Source organism: Arthrobacter sp. DMZ02-1R, assembly GCF_057747935.1.
In genome coordinates this window covers 507,837-525,760 of sequence record NZ_CM173230.1, presented here as the reverse complement: position 1 = coordinate 525,760, position 17,924 = coordinate 507,837, and the positions used below count along the sequence as shown (strand labels likewise).

Sequence of the window (17,924 nt, the reverse complement as noted above, 5' to 3'; positions counted from 1 at the left end):
CTCATAACGACACCTGCTGCGAGTTGCTTGGGTTAGTCGACGTAACGGTTCCGGCCGGCGCGGAACCCGAAGAAAGCAGCCAACGATCCCACCACGAGGAACAGGATGCCGGCCGCCACGAAGCCACCCGTAACTTGGTGCAACTGGCCGACCATCAGCGTTCCGGTAGACCCCAGCCCGTAGCCGACGCCCTGCATCATCCCGGAAAGATGCGCCGCGGTGTGCGAGTCGCGGGTGCGCAGCATGATCATGGTCAAAGCCACGGCCGTGAGGCTGCCCTGGCCGAGGCCCAGCAGCGCGGTCCAGAGCCAGATCAGTTCCGTGGGGCCGAAGATGCTCAGGGCGAAGCCGCCACCGGTCATCAAGGCCACCACGGAATTGATGACGCGCTGATCCTTGAAGCGGGCCGCCAGGCCCGGTGCCAGGAATGAACCCAGCATTTGCAGCACGATCGAAACGGACACGATCAAGCCGGCCGTCCCGCCGTCGATCCCGCGATCACGCAGAATCGGCGCCAGCCAGGCAAACACACTGAAGGACATCATGGCCTGCAGCACCATAAAGATGGTGACCTGCCAGGCGACGGCGGAACGCCACACGTTCGCACCGCCGTCGGCGGCGTTGTGGCGGACGGGATGCTGGCGGAGCGCCAGCGGCAAGAAAAGCAAAAGTACGACGGCGGCGGGCAGCGCCCAGAACCACAGCGCCGAAGTCCAGTGCCCGGCAGCCGTGAAGACGGGGTAGGTGAAACCGGCGCCCAGCGCGGCAGAAGCGCAGATCGCCGTCGTGTACAGGCCACCCATGAGTCCGAGCCGGTGAGGGAAATCGCGCTTGACCACCCCGGGCAGAAGCACGTTGCACAGTGCTATCGCGGCGCCACACGCCGCCGTTCCAGCAAGTAGGGCGGGCAAGTGCCCGGCACCGGCGAGGTCCACGGGACGCAGCAACAGCCCCGCTGTTAGCACCGCCATCGCGCCGAGCAATACTCTCTCGGCACCGAAACGGCGCGCCAGAATCGGGGCGAGCGGCGCGAAAACACCCAACAACGTCACTGGCACAGTGGTGAGCACCACCACAGCCCAGCCCGGCAGTCCGGCGTCGGCAGCAACTTCCGGAAGGACAGCGGAAAAGCTCGAGAACACGGTCCGTAGGTTCAAACCGATGAGAACCAGACAGATCCCTAGGAAGACGAGTCCACGGCGAGTCTTGATCTGTGTGGGCTCGGCGGCGGGAACCTCATCGATCTCAGCATCGACGAGGATATCGGGAACGCCGGAATGCGGCTTGGTGTTCTTGGAAGCGCTTGAGGCGGGGGTCACCAGCCCATTCTGGCAGTTTGTCCACATACGCCGGCTCCGCCGTGGGGCTTTGACCGTGCGAAGGTATTCTGAGGGGGATGAGTGAAACCCCAGAATCCCCCGAAACACCGCAGTCCCCGCGCCCCGTGACCCCCGGCAGCCAAGCCTCCTTCGGCACCTATGGTGGCCGGCCGGTCAGTTTCGTGCGCCGTGGGACGCGCCTTCAAGGCCGCCGCCAGGCCGCGTGGGAAGAGCACTCGGACCGTTGGGCCATCCAGGTTCCACGGCATGTAGCCAACACTTCGGTGCACCCGGATTACGTGTTCGACGCCGAGGCGGAATTTGGGCGTAAGGCGCCGCTGATCGTCGAAATCGGTTCAGGACTCGGCGATGCCGTGTGCCATGCGGCGGAGGAGAACCCGGACAAGGATTTCCTCGCCGTCGAGGTCTATACCCCGGGACTTGCCAACACCATGATCAAAATCAACAGCCGCGGGCTCAGCAACGTCCGCGTGGTGGAAGCCAACGCCCCGGAGGTCCTGGCCACCATGCTCCCCGCGGGTTCGGTCAGCGAGCTCTGGGTCTTCTTCCCCGACCCTTGGCACAAGTCCCGGCACCACAAGCGCCGCCTCATTCAGCCCGCGTTCGCCGAACTCGCTGCGCGGTCCCTCAAAAAGGGTGGTCTGTGGCGGATCGCCACAGACTGGTCCAACTACGCCATCCACGTCCGCGAGGTCCTTGCCGGTTCCACTGAGTTTGAAAACGTGCACGACGGCGAGCGGACCGGCGCGGACAGCCCCCTCACCCAGGTGTGGGAATCGGGAGTCGAATCCATGGTGGGCGGGGCACCCGTCAAGGAAGGCCGCGCACCGGTCAGCACCGAGCACACCGGTCCCAATGAGGGAGTGGATCACGTGGGCGGGTGGGCTCCACGCTTCGATGGCCGGATCCGCACCAGCTTCGAAAACAAGGCCCACGAGGCCGGACGCATGATCTTCGACCTCAGTTACCGCAGGATCTAACCAGGGGTGCAGGCGACCGCTATTGGATAGTTGGCCTGATGCCTTTTAAGTGCCTTGGGAAGCATTCCACTGGCGCACGCGAATGAGGATTCAACCTATGCGTAGAGTCCCGCACTGCCCCCGCAGGTCGTTGTGGGAGGGGCAGCGCGGGGCGGGGTCTACGCTAGGTCCGAGGCGGCGCGGTGAGGGGCGATTTCGCCAGGTGTGCTGACATCGGAATCCGTGCTTTGGCTGCTGTGATCCGCCCTAAAATCAGCACCAACACCAGCGCGATGACCACGGGCACGCATACTGAGAGAACGATGATGCTGGTATCCACGCCGAGTCCGATGAGGACGCCGCCGAAGATCGGGCCGACAACCGATCCGAGTCGGCCCAGTGAAGCCGCCCAGCCGACGCCGGCGGTCAGCGTTGGTTGGCGGTACAGCGTCACTGCCACGGCGGCCTGGCCGATCATACCGGCCTGAAGTCCGAGGCCGACGCCACCGAAGACCAGTAGCAGCAGCGCTTTGTCCGGGCCGAGGAATGCAGAGATGGCTAGGAACGCGATCGCCGCTGCCGAGGTTCCAGCCAGGACCGACGTCATCCGGAATCGGCGCGATCCTAGGATTAGTACGCAGGCACCGATGATGCTTCCGATGCCCAGGGCCGCCGATCCCAGCGGTGCTAGACCGGTGCTGAAGCCGTAGCTGGTGAGCAGGGTCGGCAACCACGACGAGAACACGTAGAACACTGCGAAGATGAGGAACGAAAAAGCCCACAGGAGAAGCGTTCTGCTTCGTACGGAAGCATCGAACAGACGCGCAACTGACGCATGATGCTTGGCCTCGGCCGCGTCGTTGGGCGTGCTCGGTACGTGGCTACCGGACAGTCCGAACCACAGGAACGGCAGAAGTACAGCAGAAGCGATAGCTCCGATAATGAACACCCATTGCCACCCGAATGCGCCCACGATACCGCTCCCGGCCAGCCCTGCGATGAGAGCCCCGAGCGAGATGCCCGTCATCACGACCACCGCAATCGATTGACGCATACGACCAGGATTGACTGCGGTCGCATGGGAGACAGCGGCCGGCAGCACGGCACCCAGTCCCAGGCCGGTTACGAAACGTAGAACCGTCAGCTCCACAATCGAACCCGACCACGCTGTCAGCAGCGAACCCAGGGTGAACACCACGACCGCCGAAAAAATGACGTTTCTAGTGCCCAGCTTGGCCACGAGGCGCCCTACCGCCAGATACCCCAGAGCGACTCCAGCGCTGGTCAGTGCGAGCGCAGGAGTGAAGTGCGAGGGTTGAACACCCCAGTTCTTAGCGATCGCCGGTATGGACAGGCCCAACGCGACCGTGTCGTATCCATCGAGCACTACCGCGGTACATGCGAGACAGAGTACCCACCAATTCGGTTTGGTCTCTTCCTTCTTGGGTTCGCTCATCGTGTCCATCGGACATCCTTAAGGTTGTGAGGGCTTCGAATGCAGTCTCGAAGCGGGGGCATGCCAACGTCATCGGTGGCTCGCCATTCAAGGCCGTGGACGAGGCGCACGCGTCGCAGGCTACGTCACGGCGTTTCCCCGTTCAAGCCTGACATGTGCTCTCTCGCTGTCGGCCCAGCCACAGAAGCGGACTGGCGAAGTGCGCAAGTGTGATGGAGATCATGGCACTGCGTTAGTTTTATCTCCTTAGTGCTTAAAGGTCAAGCATCAATTTCCTTGACACCAAGTATCTTAGTGCTGATATTCTTTGGCATGACCTAGTTCACATTTCGGTCGTTTCTACGGCCTGCAGGACAAGTCGAGAACAACGTCGACGGCCAGCATGAGTGACTATAGAGATTGGTGGACCCTGAGGATGACAACGCTGAGCAGCGCGGGCATCGTGGACCGGCCGGCCGGTACGAATTCTGATGGATTCGTGCCCTCTGGCGACTTCGAACCAGGCATGGACATGCTGGATGAAATTTATGTCGGCGGCGTCTGGGCTCAAGGAGCGGGTGCGCTGATCGAGTCTGTTGATCCCGCAACCGCTGAGGTCTTCGCGACGCTCCATGGTGCCACTGTTGAGGATGTAGATGTTGCGGTCGCGGCCGGCCTGAAGGCCATTGAAGAGTCAGGCTGGGCCCGTAGGATGCCGCACGAACGTGCTGCTGTGTTGCACCGGATCGGCTCGGCTATCGAAGCCAACGCGGCCCGCATCGCTTTTCTGCAGACTCGGGACACGGGTAAAACCCTCAAAGAGACGCGAGCCTTGGCAATGAGCGCTGCGGCCACGTTCCGTTTCACCGCGTCGGCCCTTGAAACCATGGAGGATTCACTAACGCCGCCTCGGGGGGATTACCTGAGCATCTCCACCTATGAACACATCGGTGTGGTGGCTGCTATCACGCCGTGGAACTCCCCGATTGCCAGTGACGCGCAAAAGGTTGCCCCGGCACTTGCCGCCGGCAACGCCGTCGTGATCAAACCACCGGTATGGGCACCATGGGTGTCGCTGCTACTCGCCCGGATCTGCGACGAGTCCGGACTTCCGCCGGGTCTGCTTTCGGTGCTTCCGGGCCCGGGGCGGACCGTCGGGGATGCGTTAGCACGGCACCGGGATGTCGGCAAGGTCTCCTTCACCGGCGGCACCTCGACCGGTCGGCAGCTGGGCCATATCGCAGCCGAGAAAATCATGCCGATCACGCTGGAGCTGGGCGGAAAATCGCCGACCATAATTTTTTCGGACGCGGATCTGGACCAGGCCGTCGCCGGGGTGCTTTACGGCATCTTTTCCTCCAGCGGCCAGAGCTGCATCGCTGGTTCGCGGGTGTTCATCCAGCGCGCCATCTACGAAACAGTCCTGGCGCGCCTGGTCGAAGGTGCGAAAGCCCTGCGGGTGGGTCCTGGAACCAATCCGGACACGCAGGTTGCACCGCTGGTTGCCCACGCCCACCGAGATTTCGTTGAAAAGGTGGTCGAGGACGCACGATCCGCCGGGGCACAAGTCCTTTGCGGCGGTGCACGGCCTAGCGAGCGGGAACTACAGAAGGGCGCATACTACCTGCCGACCATCATCGCCGGTGTGGCGAACTCAGACCTGATCTGCCAGGAGGAGATCTTCGGTCCGGTGGCAGTCGTCCTTCCCTTTGATGATGAAGCTGATCTGCTCGCCCAGGCCAATGACAGTGTTTTTGGTCTCGCCTGCGGCGTCTGGACGGCAGACTACCGGCGGGCATGGCGCATTGCCCGTGCCGTTGCTGCCGGCACTGTCTGGATCAACACGTATAAGCAGTTCAGCATCGCTACCCCCTTCAGCGGGATCAAGGAAAGCGGTCTGGGAACCGAAAAAGGGAGGGACGGTATCCGTTCCTATATGCGCCAGAAGAGCATTTACGTAGATCTTTCCGGAGCACCTTTGCCGTGGGCCGGCGCATGAAATCCGCAGCAGTTATCGATCCATCCCCGATGAAAGGCAAGTCAGTGAGTGCTCACCCGTATAGCCCGGCATACCAGGCCGGAGGTTTCGGCTTCGTGTCCGGGGCGTTGTCCGTTGATGAAAACTACATACCCGTCAGTGGCCGTCTTGAAGCCATTGAGGCCGCTGCAACCAGGCTCTCTGAGCGGCTGGGAACCATCGGCATGTCCCTGCAGGACATCGTCAAGACCACCTACTTCGTCACGGATCTGACCTTGCGGGAAGAGGCCAACAGCCACTACGAACAGCTCTTCAGCGAGCCCCGGCCGGCCCGGACATTCGTGGAGGTTTCTGCTCTGCCGTACGGTGCGACGGTTGAAATTGAAGCCATAGCGCACCGGGGCGAGGAGTGAACAATGACTATCGCCACTTTGAACACGCGGGGACCGGAAGAACCACCCCAGCCGGTTGCCGACAGTGACCGGGCCGTAAACGGGGAGACAACCACACGGACCCTGAGAGTACAGCAGAAGACCTGGGAAGCAGACGGGGTCACCAGTGTCACCTTCGCTGATCCGTCCGGGGCGAAATTGCCCCAATGGAAGCCAGGCTCGCACCTGAGTCTTCATCTGCCCAACGGTCTGATACGCGAGTATTCGCTGTGCTCGAATCCGCTGAATCCGACCAGCTGGACAGTGGCTGTCCTGCGGACGCCTGATTCGCGCGGCGGCAGCCAGCTGGTCCACGATGGCCTGCCGGTAGGGTCGTTGCTCAAGGTCGAAGGCCCGCGCAATAACTTCGCGCTGGAAGATGCTGGACGCTACGTACTGGTCGCTGGCGGGATCGGCATCACCCCGATCATCTCCATGGCGCGGGAGCTTCAGGCCGCAGGGGCGGACTGGTCGCTGCTCTACACCGGCCGGTCCCGCGCCACTATGGCCTTTCTGCCTGAGATCGTGGCCCTTCCTCAAGACCGGATTACCATCCACGCCGATGACGAGGCCAATGGCAGTTACCCTGACCTGGCGGCGGCTGTCGGAACCCTGAGCCCCGATGCGCTGGTTTACGCCTGCGGTCCGGAACCACTGTTGAAGGCTGTTGCCGGGGCCATGCGGGACGAAGCCCAACTTCGGATCGAACGGTTCAAGGCACCTGAGAAGGTCGTCGTCGCCAAGGAAAACGAATCAGCGTTTGACGTGGTGTGCAACAGCACCGGCCAACGCATCCCCGTGGGGCCCGATGTATCTGTCCTTGATGCTCTCAACGACGCCGGCATAGACGTTCCCAGCTCATGTGCGGAGGGAATCTGCGGTACGTGCGAAACCCGTGTTATCAGCGGCGACGTGGAACACCGTGATTTTCTCCTCAGCCAGGCTGAGCAGGCCGCAAACAAGTCCATGTTCGTCTGCGTCTCGCGTTGCCGTTCGTCCGAACTGATTCTTGACCTCTAAACCCTCGAAAAGTAAGAAGGTAGCCCCATGAATTTCTTTGCAGCAGAGCCTGTCTGTAAATTGCGGTCTCTTCGGTCAGTGTCCTTGAAGGTACCGGAAACGGCGCGTGCCAAGGATTTCTATCACGAGGTCTGGGGCCTTTCCACCGTTGAAGAGGATAGTGACCGCTTCTGGCTCCGTGGAACCGGCTCGGAGCACCACATTCTGAAGCTGGAAAAGGGCCAGCAGAACGCTCTCGGCGGCGTGGCCTTCGCCGTCGCTACGCCCCAGGAGGTGGACCAGGCCGCAGTTAAGCTCACCGCTCTGGGTATTCCCCTCTTCCGCCAGCCAGGACCATTGGACGACGCTGCAGGCGGTTACGGCCTGCAGCTGGTTGACCCCGAGGGAAGACTTGTTGAGCTTTCCGCTGATGTTCACGCCGTCCTCAACCAAGAGCCTGCGGGGCGGCGGGCGATCCCGCGCAAGATCGCCCACGTCGTGCTAAACACTATTGATATTGACCGGGCTACGGCCTTCTACACCCAAGTTTTGGGGATGCGGGTCTCGGACTGGTCCGAGCATCAGATGTCATTTCTTCGGTGCAATTCAGAGCACCATGTCATCGCTTTCAATCAGGCTCCCTGGACAGCGGTCAACCACGTGGCGTACGAAATGCAGAGCATCGACCATTTCATGCGCGGCATCGGGTCACTCAAAACCCACGGTATTGCCCCCCAGTGGGGTCCAGGCCGCCACGGTCCCGGGGATAACACCTTCTCCTACTTCACCGACCCTTCAGGCCTTGTTTGTGAGTACACCTCTGAAGTGGCGCAGGTTGATGAAGACAGCTGGCTGTGCCGTACATGGAAGCGGACTCCCGAGCTGTCGGACCAGTGGGGAACTGCCGGGCCGCCCACCGTAAATGTTCGCACCGCTATGGCCGGAATCCCCGATGACGGCTACCGCTCGCTGGTTGTTCCGGGTAGCGCCGATTACTTCACCGTTCCCTCGGTAAATGCAGCAAGCCATGCAGCTGCCCACTGAAGTAGCTACCGCCACCGGAAACCTGGACAGCCGTATTTCCCTCCACGGCGTATCGCTGGTGGTCCGCGGTGAAGGACCGCCTGTCTTCCTGCTGCATGGCATTGGGGGAAATGCCTCGTCCTGCGGGGCGTTGGCGCAACTGCTCAGTGAGGTCGGCTACCGCACGTTCTGCTGGGATGCGCCCGGCTACGGGGAATCTGCTGATCCGCGGGGCCCGGTGGACCACTCCGGACTCGTCCTGCAGATTTTGGCTTCCCTCGCCGTCGGACCCGCCCACCTGATCGGGACCTCGTGGGGTGGAGTTATCGCCACCAAAGCGGCAGCGCAAGCACCGGGTGCTGTCCGCTCTCTGGTTCTAGCGGACAGCACCCGGGGTTCGGCTGTTACCGGGGATACGGCGGACAGGATGCTGGCGCGCATCCCGGAACTGGCTGAATTGGGGCCGGAAGCCTTTGCCGGCCGGCGAGCTCCCCGGCTGCTTTCGCCCGCAGCTGATGCTGTCACGGCCGCGGCGGTCAGGTCTGAAATGGCCGCGGTCCGGCTTCCTGGTTACACGGCCGCGGCAACCATGATGGCAGCCACCGACACATCGGATGTACTGCCGTCTCTGCAGGTACCGTCGCTGATCCTGGTTGGCGAAGACGATGTAGTTACCGGCGTGGCTGAATCCCGGATCCTCGCTGAATCCATAACAGACGCTTCTTTCAAAATCATTTCCCGCGCTGGCCATGCCGCAGTGCAGGAGAAGCCCGCAGAGATGGCGTCATCGATTCTAGAGTTTTGGAAGAGGCTTTCATGACACGGTTGATAGTGATCACCGGCTCTGGACGCGGACTGGGGTTCAGTATCGCTGAACGGCTGGCAGCCGGAGGTGATCGCATCGTCATTGCTGAGAAAAACGCCGAGATCGCAGAACATGCAGCAGGCACGTTGCGGGAGCGCGGCTTCGATGCCACGGCAATCATTACCGACATTGCGGACAAGGCCTCTGTTGCCGCCTTAGCCGATGCCGTCCGGAAACTGGGCGGGGCAGATGGTCTTGTCAACAATGCGGCTCTTGCTGACGGGGTTGGCGGGGACACCTTCTGGGACCTTGAAGAAGATTTCTTCCAGCGGGTCATGACTGTGAACGCCTTCGGTACATGGTTGGTGAGCAAGTACCTCTATCCACAGCTGGCTCAAAAGCAGGCAGGCGCCATCGTGAACGTCGCTTCCGACGCTGCGCTGTATGGCTCACCGCGTCTGGTCCACTATGTCGGTTCCAAAGGTGCTGTCTTGGCGATGACCCGGACCATGGCCCGTGATGCGGGCGCAGCCGGGGTCCGTGTAAATGCTGTCTCGCCGGGCCTGATCAGGGTCGAGGCAACCGAATCCGTGCCGTCCTCCCGCTACCGGCTTTACGGGGAGAACAGGGTACTGGAAAGGGACCAGGTGCCCGAGGATATCTCAGGGGTTGTCCAGTTTCTGCTCTCGGATGCTGCGGCGTTCATCACCGGTCAGAACATCGTGGTGGATGGCGGCTTCGTCATGGGGCATTAAGACAGCTATCGCCTGCTGAAGCATCCCACATCCCAAAACCACCCAACGATGCCGGGCTCCGGCTGATGATCAAGGAGACCACCAGATGGATCTGCAATTAAAAGACCGCACCGTCATTGTGACAGGAGCGAGTTCCGGCGTCGGCCTGGCTACCGCCCGTTACCTGCTCGCAGAAGGCGCCAAAGTAGCTGCTTGCGCCCGCGATGCCGGCCGCCTCGCGGCAGCTTTCGATCAGTGTGTCTGGACCGACAAGAACTCCATCTACCTGGCTACCTGCGACGTCACTGACCGCAAAGCAACCGACGCATTTGTTGCAGGAACTTTGGAGAGCTTCGGGGCTGTTGACGGGCTGGTGTGCAATGCCGGCCGTTCCCTGATGGCCACGCTGGATGAGACGGCTGACGAACAGTTCCGCGACGAATTCGACCTCAAGATCTTCGGGATGTTGAACATAGTGCGCTCGGCACGGGCTGCCCTGGCGGCGTCACCGCACGGCTCAGTGGTCAACGTCAATGCCATCCTGTCCCGCCAGCCTGAGCTGCGCCTGGCCGCAACTTCAGCCGCGCGTGCCGGGTTGTTGAACCTGAGCCACTCACTGTCCGAGGACCTCGCCGCGGACGGCACCCGGGTCAACTCGGTGCTGCTCGGATTGATCGACACCGGCCAGTGGCGCCGGCGATTCGAGCAGTCAGGCAGCGGGCTGGAATTCACGGACTGGAGCGCCGAGATCACGAAAGACCGGGGGGTAAAGCTGGGCCGCTTCGGCACAGCCGAAGAAGTAGCCTTTCACATTCTCACCCTTCTATCCCCGCTAAGCGGCTATACAACAGGAGCCACCATCGATGTCGGCGGCGGTGTTGGCCGCTATGTCTAAGGCGCCTGCCATCGGGCTCAGGCTGAATCGCCTGCCCAGCCTTGATCTACGAAAGAGATGAGACATATCCATGGAACAAGGAACGAAAATGCCCCAAAACCCTACCGGCGGTGACATCCTCGTCCGAGTCATGCGCAGGCACGGCATCGACACCGCTTTCGGCGTGATCAGCATCCACAATCTTCCCCTGATCGAGGCCGTGGACCGGGAACTGAACTTCGTCGCCGTCCGCCATGAAGCTGCGGCAGTGAATGCGGCAGACGCCTACGCGCGCGCTTCGGGCAAGTTCGGAGTGGCCCTGACCAGCACTGGCACAGGTGCCGGGAACGCCGCAGGGTCCATGGTGGAGGCACTGACTGCAGGCAGCCGCGTACTACACATCACCGGCCAGATTGACAGTGAATTCCTCGGAAGTAACCGGGGAGTGATCCATGAGGTCCCCCGCCAGCTGCAGATGCTTCAGGCAGTATCGGGCTACGCGCGGACCATTTTCAACGCCAAAGATGCCGAAGCGGACCTAGAGGAAGCTATTGCGCATCTGCTGTCCGTCCCGCACACTCCGTCCAGCCTGGAATGGCCCATTGACCTTCAGTACCTGGCCCTGCCAGAGGACCAGCGACCAGCGGACCCACCCAGCCGGCCTGAAGTCTCCATCGACCATGAGGCTGTGGCCGAAGCCGTTGAACTGCTTTCGCAGGCCAAGAGGCCCCTCATCTGGGCAGGTGGCGGGGCCGCAGGTGCCGGTACTGCCCTCGTTGAGCTGCTGCACCGCCTCGGCGCCGGGCTGCTGACCAGCAATTCAGGCAGAGGCGTTGTACCCGAAGACCACGATCAGGTCATCGGAAACTTCGCAACCACACCCGAGGCCCTGGCACTTCTCGAAGACGCGGACGTGTTGCTGAGTGTTGGAACGCATTTCCGTTCCAACGAAACGAAGCACTACTCCATGGCACTGCCCGGCACGCACATCCAGCTTGACATTGATCCTGCCGCCATCGGCCGGGTCTACCCGGCTGATGTCGGGCTGGAGGGGGATTCCCGGATCCTGCTTGAGCAGATCGTCGGGAAACTCTCCGCCCCCGGCGTCGAGACGGGCTGGACCGAGCGGGTGCGCGCGACGCGCCGCAACGTCCGGGCCGCCCTGACCGAATACATCGGCGGGTATGCCGAGATCTGCGAAAGCGTTCGTCGGCGGCTTGACCGCGAATCCGTGATCGCCCGGGACGTGACGATCCCCTCCAGCCAATGGGGCAACCGCCTGCTAGAAATCTACTCGCGGGAAACGAACATTTTCCCGCTCGGTGGAGGCATAGGTCAGGGACTTGCCATGGGCATCGGCGCCGCCTGCGCCCGGCCGGGGATCCCCACGGCGGTGATTGTCGGTGACGGCGGACTGGCGGTCCACCTCGGTGAGCTTGCCTCCCTAGGAGGATCGGGTGCCTGGTGCGTAGTGCTGGTCTTCAATGACAGCGGCTACGGAGTCCTTCGGAACATGCAAAAGGCCAACGGCTTCGCCGAAGCCGGCGTGAACCTTTACACACCGGACTTCGATCTGTTGGCCCAATCACTTCGCCTGCCGTTCTGGCGGGTCCGTGGTTCCGGACAGTTCGACCAGGCCTTGGCGGAAGCGCTGGCAGTTCGGGGACCGGCAGTTATCGAAATTGATGTCACGGCCCTGGACCCAGCCCCGGGAGCGTTTGTGCCGCCGGTGCATATCCCCAGCCGGAACCACTAGAGGACGAAGAGGAAAATGGCACTGACAGAACCACTGATTTTGGACAGTCCGCAAGCGGACCCAGGGCAAATCCGGCACCGGGTCGTCTGTCTTCACAACGGCACCGGAGCCGGGGAGTGGTACACACGGCAGGTGGCTGCCTACGATGCCCAAACCTGGGAAAACTCCGATGGCGCCTTTCTGGGCGCCACTGTCTCAGAAGACCAGCTTGAAGCGTGGGTGTCGGCCGCTGCGGCAGCGCTGCGGGACGGCGGGGTCACCCCCGTGCACCTAGTGGCCTCCGGCCGTGCCGTCTACGGCACGATCGTGCTCGCCGGCCGTTATCCCGAGCTGGTCAAAAGCATGATTCTTGGTGACCCAGAGGTTGACACCTCCATCGAGGGATACGCCCATTCGCTCCAGCTCGTTCAAGCCCCATCGCTGGTTATCGCCGCCGTGCCGCAGGCAGACAGCGACATCGCCGAGCCCCAGAGCATCGCCGGCGGCATCGACAACGGCGTCTTCGTCATTATCGAAAATACCGCCGTCCCCGCACACCGAACAAGGGCTGACTCTTTCAACGAGTGGGCCACATCATTCATGAACATCGCCGAAGGCCTGCACACCTTCGCCGAATCAGAGGAGGATTTCCGTGCCTGAACAGTACCTAGAACCGAATCAGGCCCGCACCGGGCGTGTAACTCCCTACGAGAAGAAACTCGCCGGGGCACTCAGTGAGATCTTCGCCGGCGGCACAAAAGATCTGCCCGGAGTGGTTGCAGGTTTGAACGGCCTCGGTCTAAATGCTCCGGATGGCAGCCCGTGGGACGAAGCCCGTTTCCGCGCCGAAATGCGACGACTGGGAGAATAAGAAATGACAACTACAACACAAACCGCACGCCCCACCGGCGGCAAGAGCAAGACAAAGAACGTCGTCGGCGTCCGCCACGAAGTCGATGCCAAGGAACTGGCAGCGATGGGCTTGCGGGACCGATGGTACCCCATCTACCCCTCCCGCTTCGTCGGCGTTGGGGACATGGTCAAGGTCAAGCGCCTGGGCGTGGACTGGCTGCTGTTCCGCGACGCCACCGGACGTATTCGTATGCTTGAGGACCGCTGCCCCCACCGCAGTGCTCCCCTCTCGGTCGGTCAGCACCTCGGAGACCGCGTGGCCTGCAAATATCACGGAGTACAGGTCGATGGAAACGGTACGGTAATTTCCGTTCCTGGCATGCCCGGATGTGCCCTCGAAGGCCGAACCGTCACAACGTCGCTGGCGGTTGCAGAAGCAGCCGATACCATCTTTGCGTTCATGCCGCTGACAACTGACTCCGAGGTAACGGAGTTCAAGCTGCCGGACCGCTTGGCCAATCCGGAAATTTCCTGGTTCTCGAACTTCGCGGAATGGAAGGGGCCCTGGCGTTTCTACATGGACAACGTCCTGGATCCGATGCACGGCGCTTTCCTTCACCGCGACTCACACTCAATGTTCGGCGGAGACACCAGCGCCCGCTTCCGCATCCGCGAAACCGACCGTGGCTTCTTCTTTGAGAAGACGGACCAGCGCGGTGTGAACTTCGACTGGGTCGAATACTGCCGCGAAGCCATGGACTACGTCGATCTGGAAATCCCCTATGCCGAGTCCGCAGGACCCGGCGGGACTTTTGGCATCGTCGGCATGGCCACTCCCATTGATGCAAACAACTCGGCAATTTTCCATTGGCGCACCCGCACCGTCTCCGACTGGGAGCGCGACGTCTGGCGGTTCATGTACAAGACCACCCTTGAAGAAAAACACTGGGCAGTCTTGGAACAGGACCGAGAAGTCCTCGAAGCACTCGCCGCCGACGCTGACAAAGACGAACACCTCTACCAGCACGATCTCGGCGTCGCACGGATCAGGCGCGTATACGAAGCCGATGCAGAAAAGCAGGCCGCCGTCCTCAGAGGGGAAGGCCTGTAATGGAGGACTCCATGCTGCTGACCGTCTTTCTGCGGCATGATCTGTGCTTCTCCACCGAGTTATATCCGACGTATGACTTCCTGCCGGTGCGCGAACGCCTGCGCAGCGAGTCCAACGAAAGGGTAAGCCGTTGAGCAGGGTAAAAGCACCGGTAGTTCAGAGTGGTATTCGAGTGAGCACAAGTGCCTCCGGGCGTGACGAGAATATTCCCGACACTGTGCTTCATGAACCGCCTGCGCGAGCGGAACTAACTACCTACTCTCAAGACTCGAAGGACATCATGAAGCCAGCACGCAGCTGCCGGGTCGGAGTTATCGGTTACGGCGCCATCGGAGTACCCGTCGTTGCTGGGATTACTGAGGGACGGGTCACAGGGGCTGTCTTGGAAGGGGTCATCTCCCGGAGCCCGCTAAATAGTGCTCCGGTGAAGCAGCTGGACCTGGCGGAGGCTCTGGAATGCTGCGACTTGCTGGTTGAATGTGCAGGTCAGGAAGCACTCGTCGAACACGCCGAAGTTGTGCTCCGGGCTGGTGTTGACCTGCTCGTGACGTCTGTTGGTGCCCTGGCAGATAGAGAATTCGCAAAGCAGCTCAACGCCGCCGGGCCGGGGCGGCTCTTCCTGACATCTGGCGCAGTCGGCGGCCTCGACCTTTTGTCCTCAGGCGCCCGTGCGGAAGGCTATGACAGAGTCTCGATTACGACGACGAAGCTGCCGGGTTCCCTTGTCCAGCCCTGGATGAACGAGGCATTGGTTGAGGAGATACGCAATGCTCGTGGCCCACTGGACATTTATGAAGGATCGGCCGCTGAAGCTGCGCTGTTGTTCCCCAAGTCTCTAAACGCTGGCGCGGCCGTTGCCATCGCTGTAAACAACTGGGACGCTGTGACGGTCACAGTAAGGGCAGACCCCGCAGCGGAACTGACCAGCCACGTCATCGAAGCTTCTGGAAACATAGGGGAATACCGGTTCGAAATCCGCAACAAGCCTTCTGAGGACAATCCCAGGACAAGCGGTGTAGTACCGTTCGCCGTACTACGATCTCTGGACTCCATTATCGGTGGCCGGGGTGGACTGATATGAGTGCAGGAACCGCCTCGAACTACAGCCTCCCGCATCGGGCAGTAAGCGCTTCAGGAGCCTCGGCCAACCGCTTCCATCGCATTTACATCAAAAGCAACCACCGATGCCTCTACCTTCTTTAGCAGCGCTGCGAGTTGATCGAGCTCCGATGGTGTCAGACCGCTCAACATTTGACGTTGCTTGTCTAAATGCTTTCCGAATGCCTCATCGATAACAGCCTTACCATGTGCGGTCAGCTGGGCGTAGACAACCCGACGGTCTTCGCGGGTCCGAACTCTCTCGATGAGGTTCTGCTCCTCCATCCTGTCCAACCGGAAAGTAATGCCACCGGTCGTGAGCATGGAGGAGGTCGCGAGCTCGCCGGCAGTCTTCCGGTGCGGTGGCCCGGAGCGGCGCAAGTTGGCCAGTACGTCGAAGGACGCAAGTGTCAGCCCGTACGCTTCAAAGTAGGAACTTTCGACAGCGCGGACCTGATTAGCCAGCCGCAAGAGCCGCCCGAGGACGCCAATTGAGCTCGCATCCAAGTCCGGCCGTTCACGTAGCCAATCCGCCAGAATGCGGTCAATGGCGTCGGCTTCAGTTGAATCGTCAGGCATGGCCTTGTCCTTTGGATGTAAGTAATGCATCTAAACATTGAGCTTTTCAGCAATCGATTAACTCAGTCTAGTTCCACTCAGGGTCTTGTTACTTAGCTCAATCTACCTTAGTGTTGAGATAGTTAGAGTTGAGGGAATTGCTCCTGAGCTTTGCTGCCAGTTTTTGGTTTACATCGCCCCAGTCCGAGAGGTTTAACAATGAGCGAAACCGTAAGTGCACCGACAACAGATCTTGAAGAGCTCATCGATTCGTCTATCGCGTCCCGTGAGAGCCGTGTCGTTGACTTTGACACTCTGAAGTTCCAGACGAAAATGGGAGACAAATTCCGGCGTGGCCAGGTCCGCTACATCGGCTCCGGAGCTACCGGGGACCACTCGGACGATAACAACATCCTCCAGGCCGAGCACTTCACGTTCTCTAACATGGTTCTACCGGCAGGGTGCGTAGGACCGGAGCACACTCATCCTGACGTCGAAGAGGTGTTCTTTGTCCTTGAGGGGCAGGTGGAGTTCAGCGTCCACGATGTCGAGGACGGCACAAAGACGGCCAGTCGTGTTTTGGGCTACCGCGACCTGATTCGTGTTCCTGCAGGCGTTCCACGGAGCCTTCGCACTGTCAGCGAAGATGATGCGCTGATCTGCGTAATCATCGGTGCGAAAAAGCCGGAGATTCCCTTCTACCCGCCGACCTCCGAGATGCACGGAGTCACTCGCTAGAAATGTTCTCCGAGGAGCGCGGGTACCAGCTTGAGCTGGTACCCGCGCTTCTCGGTACAGCTGTGAGGTATCAGCGTGCTCTGTGGCGCCTACGTCCCCTCCCGGCTAGTCCCCGATCCGCCGCACGGGCCCGACCCCTTACAGGACGTTTCGGTAGTGCTCCACGACAGGGAAGGGATCGTAGAAGTGGTGCAGTAGTGCGCGCCACTTCCCGTACTGTTCGGACTGTCGGAATCCGACGGTGTGGTCTTCGAGCCGATCCCATTCAACGAGGAGCAGGTAGGTGCTCGGTGACTCGATCGAACGCGATAACGACAAATTCCGGAAGCCGGCCACCGAAGCGATGATTGGCTTCGCCTCGCTAAACGCCAGCTCGAAGTCGTGTTCCTGGCCGGGGATGACTGGCAATAGCGCGTGTTCGGTGATCATTGGACCAGTTTCACACAGAGGAATCCCATGCGCGCCTGTCACCGTTCCGCTCCGCGTTCACTCTCTGCTAAGCGCTCTCACACGGTCCGGATTCAGACGCCGGATGAGGTCGAATACGCTGATGGATATGGACACTCACCCGCTGTGGAGACCGTTCGACCCTGAGGCCACGCGGGTGCGTGGTCTGGCCCGTGTCGGCTCCCGGCAAGTTTCCGTGCCTGGAGTCGTCGCTTACGATGCCGGCTGGATCTCTCAGTTCGGGAAGATCCAATCGATACTTCGGGATGTGCTGGGGCATCGGGCAATGTCGATCGACCACGTTGGCTCCACATCGATTCCCGGGCTTGCTGCGAAACCCATCATCGATGTTGATCTTCTCGTCGCTGACTCGTCAGACGAAGTTGCGTATCTGCCTTCCTTGGAAGCGGCAGGTTTTCGATTGATAGCGCGAGAGCCCGGGTGGGAGGAACACCGCTGCGTGACGTTCGGGTATCCCAATGCGAACGTCCACGTGTTCTCGCCGGGTGCGATTGAGCCGGCGCGGCACCTTGTCTTCCGCGAATGGTTGCTCTCCCATCAGGATGACCGAACAGCGTACGGCGATCTCAAGTCGGGCCTGGCAGGCCAGGGCTTTGGATGCGGCGATTACAACGGCAGCAAGGCCGAGTTCGTCTACGACGTCTACGAGAAGGCTTTTTCAGCTGATACGGGCCGCCGCCACGACCCCCATCCGCGCTGAGGCGGTCATAGCCGTCTCAGACTGCGAAAACTAAGCCTTGGCACACATATGAAGCCTGTAGGTCCGGCTATCGGTCGGTCATTTCC

The 17,924-nt window shown here is 61.1% G+C and carries 20 protein-coding genes; 16 read left to right on the top strand and 4 right to left on the bottom strand.

The features are described from left to right. Positions 1 to 32: 32 nt before the first annotated feature. On the bottom strand, positions 33 to 1,319 hold the full coding sequence (locus tag AC3ANQ_RS02440; protein ID WP_488303647.1) for a CynX/NimT family MFS transporter: 1,287 nt from the start codon (positions 1,317 to 1,319) through the stop codon (positions 33 to 35). Positions 1,320 to 1,396: 77 nt separating this feature from the next. Between AC3ANQ_RS02440 and trmB the strand changes: the two genes are divergently transcribed. Further along, positions 1,397 to 2,320, top strand: coding sequence for a tRNA (guanosine(46)-N7)-methyltransferase TrmB (gene trmB, locus AC3ANQ_RS02435; RefSeq protein WP_488303646.1), 924 nt, complete (start codon positions 1,397 to 1,399; stop codon positions 2,318 to 2,320). 163 nt (positions 2,321 to 2,483) lie between these two features. Here trmB and AC3ANQ_RS02430 read toward each other — a convergent pair whose 3' ends face one another. Beyond that, positions 2,484 to 3,764 carry an MFS transporter gene (locus AC3ANQ_RS02430; RefSeq protein WP_488303645.1) on the bottom strand — a complete coding sequence of 427 codons (1,281 nt, stop codon included), beginning with the start codon at positions 3,762 to 3,764 and terminating at the stop codon, positions 2,484 to 2,486. Between the two features lie 373 nt (positions 3,765 to 4,137). Here AC3ANQ_RS02430 and AC3ANQ_RS02425 point away from each other — a divergent pair, with 373 nt between their 5' ends. From AC3ANQ_RS02425 to AC3ANQ_RS02365, 13 genes are all read left to right on the top strand, one after another. After that, positions 4,138 to 5,733: an aldehyde dehydrogenase gene (locus AC3ANQ_RS02425; RefSeq protein WP_488303644.1), complete on the top strand. Its 1,596-nt coding sequence runs from the start codon at positions 4,138 to 4,140 to the stop codon at positions 5,731 to 5,733. Positions 5,734 to 5,777: 44 nt separating this feature from the next. Beyond that, a complete protein-coding gene (locus AC3ANQ_RS02420; protein WP_488303643.1) occupies positions 5,778 to 6,125 on the top strand; it encodes a RidA family protein in 348 nt (115 codons plus the stop codon). A gap of 3 nt (positions 6,126 to 6,128) precedes the next feature. Continuing rightward, positions 6,129 to 7,163: a PDR/VanB family oxidoreductase gene (locus AC3ANQ_RS02415; protein ID WP_488303642.1), complete on the top strand. Its 1,035-nt coding sequence runs from the start codon at positions 6,129 to 6,131 to the stop codon at positions 7,161 to 7,163. Between the two features lie 78 nt (positions 7,164 to 7,241). Next, positions 7,242 to 8,186 carry a VOC family protein gene (locus AC3ANQ_RS02410; protein ID WP_488303641.1) on the top strand — a complete coding sequence of 315 codons (945 nt, stop codon included), beginning with the start codon at positions 7,242 to 7,244 and terminating at the stop codon, positions 8,184 to 8,186. After that, positions 8,170 to 8,985, top strand: coding sequence for an alpha/beta fold hydrolase (locus AC3ANQ_RS02405; protein ID WP_488303640.1), 816 nt, complete (start codon positions 8,170 to 8,172; stop codon positions 8,983 to 8,985). Before AC3ANQ_RS02410 ends, AC3ANQ_RS02405 begins: the two co-directional genes overlap by 17 nt. After that, positions 8,982 to 9,725 carry an SDR family oxidoreductase gene (locus tag AC3ANQ_RS02400; protein ID WP_488303639.1) on the top strand — a complete coding sequence of 248 codons (744 nt, stop codon included), beginning with the start codon at positions 8,982 to 8,984 and terminating at the stop codon, positions 9,723 to 9,725. Before AC3ANQ_RS02405 ends, AC3ANQ_RS02400 begins: the two co-directional genes overlap by 4 nt. Positions 9,726 to 9,810: 85 nt before the next feature. Continuing rightward, complete coding sequence (locus tag AC3ANQ_RS02395) at positions 9,811 to 10,599, top strand: SDR family oxidoreductase (protein ID WP_488303638.1); 789 nt, start codon at positions 9,811 to 9,813, stop codon at positions 10,597 to 10,599. 88 nt (positions 10,600 to 10,687) lie between these two features. Then, positions 10,688 to 12,334 carry a thiamine pyrophosphate-binding protein gene (locus AC3ANQ_RS02390; RefSeq protein WP_488303637.1) on the top strand — a complete coding sequence of 549 codons (1,647 nt, stop codon included), beginning with the start codon at positions 10,688 to 10,690 and terminating at the stop codon, positions 12,332 to 12,334. Between the two features lie 15 nt (positions 12,335 to 12,349). Then, positions 12,350 to 12,973, top strand: coding sequence for an alpha/beta fold hydrolase (locus AC3ANQ_RS02385; protein ID WP_488303636.1), 624 nt, complete (start codon positions 12,350 to 12,352; stop codon positions 12,971 to 12,973). Continuing rightward, positions 12,966 to 13,184, top strand: a complete 219-nt coding sequence (locus tag AC3ANQ_RS02380; RefSeq protein WP_488303635.1) for a recombinase-like helix-turn-helix domain-containing protein — start codon at positions 12,966 to 12,968, stop codon at positions 13,182 to 13,184. The genes AC3ANQ_RS02385 and AC3ANQ_RS02380 overlap by 8 nt, the downstream gene beginning before the upstream one ends. Positions 13,185 to 13,187: 3 nt before the next feature. Next, positions 13,188 to 14,276, top strand: a complete 1,089-nt coding sequence (locus AC3ANQ_RS02375) for a Rieske 2Fe-2S domain-containing protein (RefSeq protein WP_488303634.1) — start codon at positions 13,188 to 13,190, stop codon at positions 14,274 to 14,276. A gap of 11 nt (positions 14,277 to 14,287) precedes the next feature. After that, positions 14,288 to 14,410 (top strand): hypothetical protein, encoded by a 123-nt coding sequence (locus AC3ANQ_RS02370; RefSeq protein WP_488303633.1) that lies wholly within the window; start codon positions 14,288 to 14,290, stop codon positions 14,408 to 14,410. Between the two features lie 146 nt (positions 14,411 to 14,556). Next, a complete protein-coding gene (locus AC3ANQ_RS02365) occupies positions 14,557 to 15,357 on the top strand; it encodes an aspartate dehydrogenase domain-containing protein (RefSeq protein WP_488303632.1) in 801 nt (266 codons plus the stop codon). A gap of 50 nt (positions 15,358 to 15,407) precedes the next feature. Here the strand turns inward: AC3ANQ_RS02365 and AC3ANQ_RS02360 are convergent, their stop codons facing one another. Then, positions 15,408 to 15,953, bottom strand: a complete 546-nt coding sequence (locus tag AC3ANQ_RS02360; RefSeq protein ID WP_488303631.1) for a MarR family winged helix-turn-helix transcriptional regulator — start codon at positions 15,951 to 15,953, stop codon at positions 15,408 to 15,410. 198 nt (positions 15,954 to 16,151) lie between these two features. On the opposite strand from AC3ANQ_RS02360, the gene AC3ANQ_RS02355 reads away from it, so the two are divergent. Next, the gene (locus AC3ANQ_RS02355) at positions 16,152 to 16,670 is read left to right on the top strand and encodes a cupin domain-containing protein (protein WP_268020207.1); all 519 of its coding nucleotides are present in this window, start codon (positions 16,152 to 16,154) and stop codon (positions 16,668 to 16,670) included. Positions 16,671 to 16,808: 138 nt separating this feature from the next. Here the strand turns inward: AC3ANQ_RS02355 and AC3ANQ_RS02350 are convergent, their stop codons facing one another. Continuing rightward, positions 16,809 to 17,099, bottom strand: coding sequence for an antibiotic biosynthesis monooxygenase family protein (locus tag AC3ANQ_RS02350; protein ID WP_488303630.1), 291 nt, complete (start codon positions 17,097 to 17,099; stop codon positions 16,809 to 16,811). A 121-nt stretch (positions 17,100 to 17,220) separates the two neighbouring features. Between AC3ANQ_RS02350 and AC3ANQ_RS02345 the strand changes: the two genes are divergently transcribed. After that, a complete protein-coding gene (locus AC3ANQ_RS02345) occupies positions 17,221 to 17,838 on the top strand; it encodes a GrpB family protein (RefSeq protein ID WP_488303629.1) in 618 nt (205 codons plus the stop codon). The last annotated feature ends 86 nt before the right edge of the window (positions 17,839 to 17,924 follow it).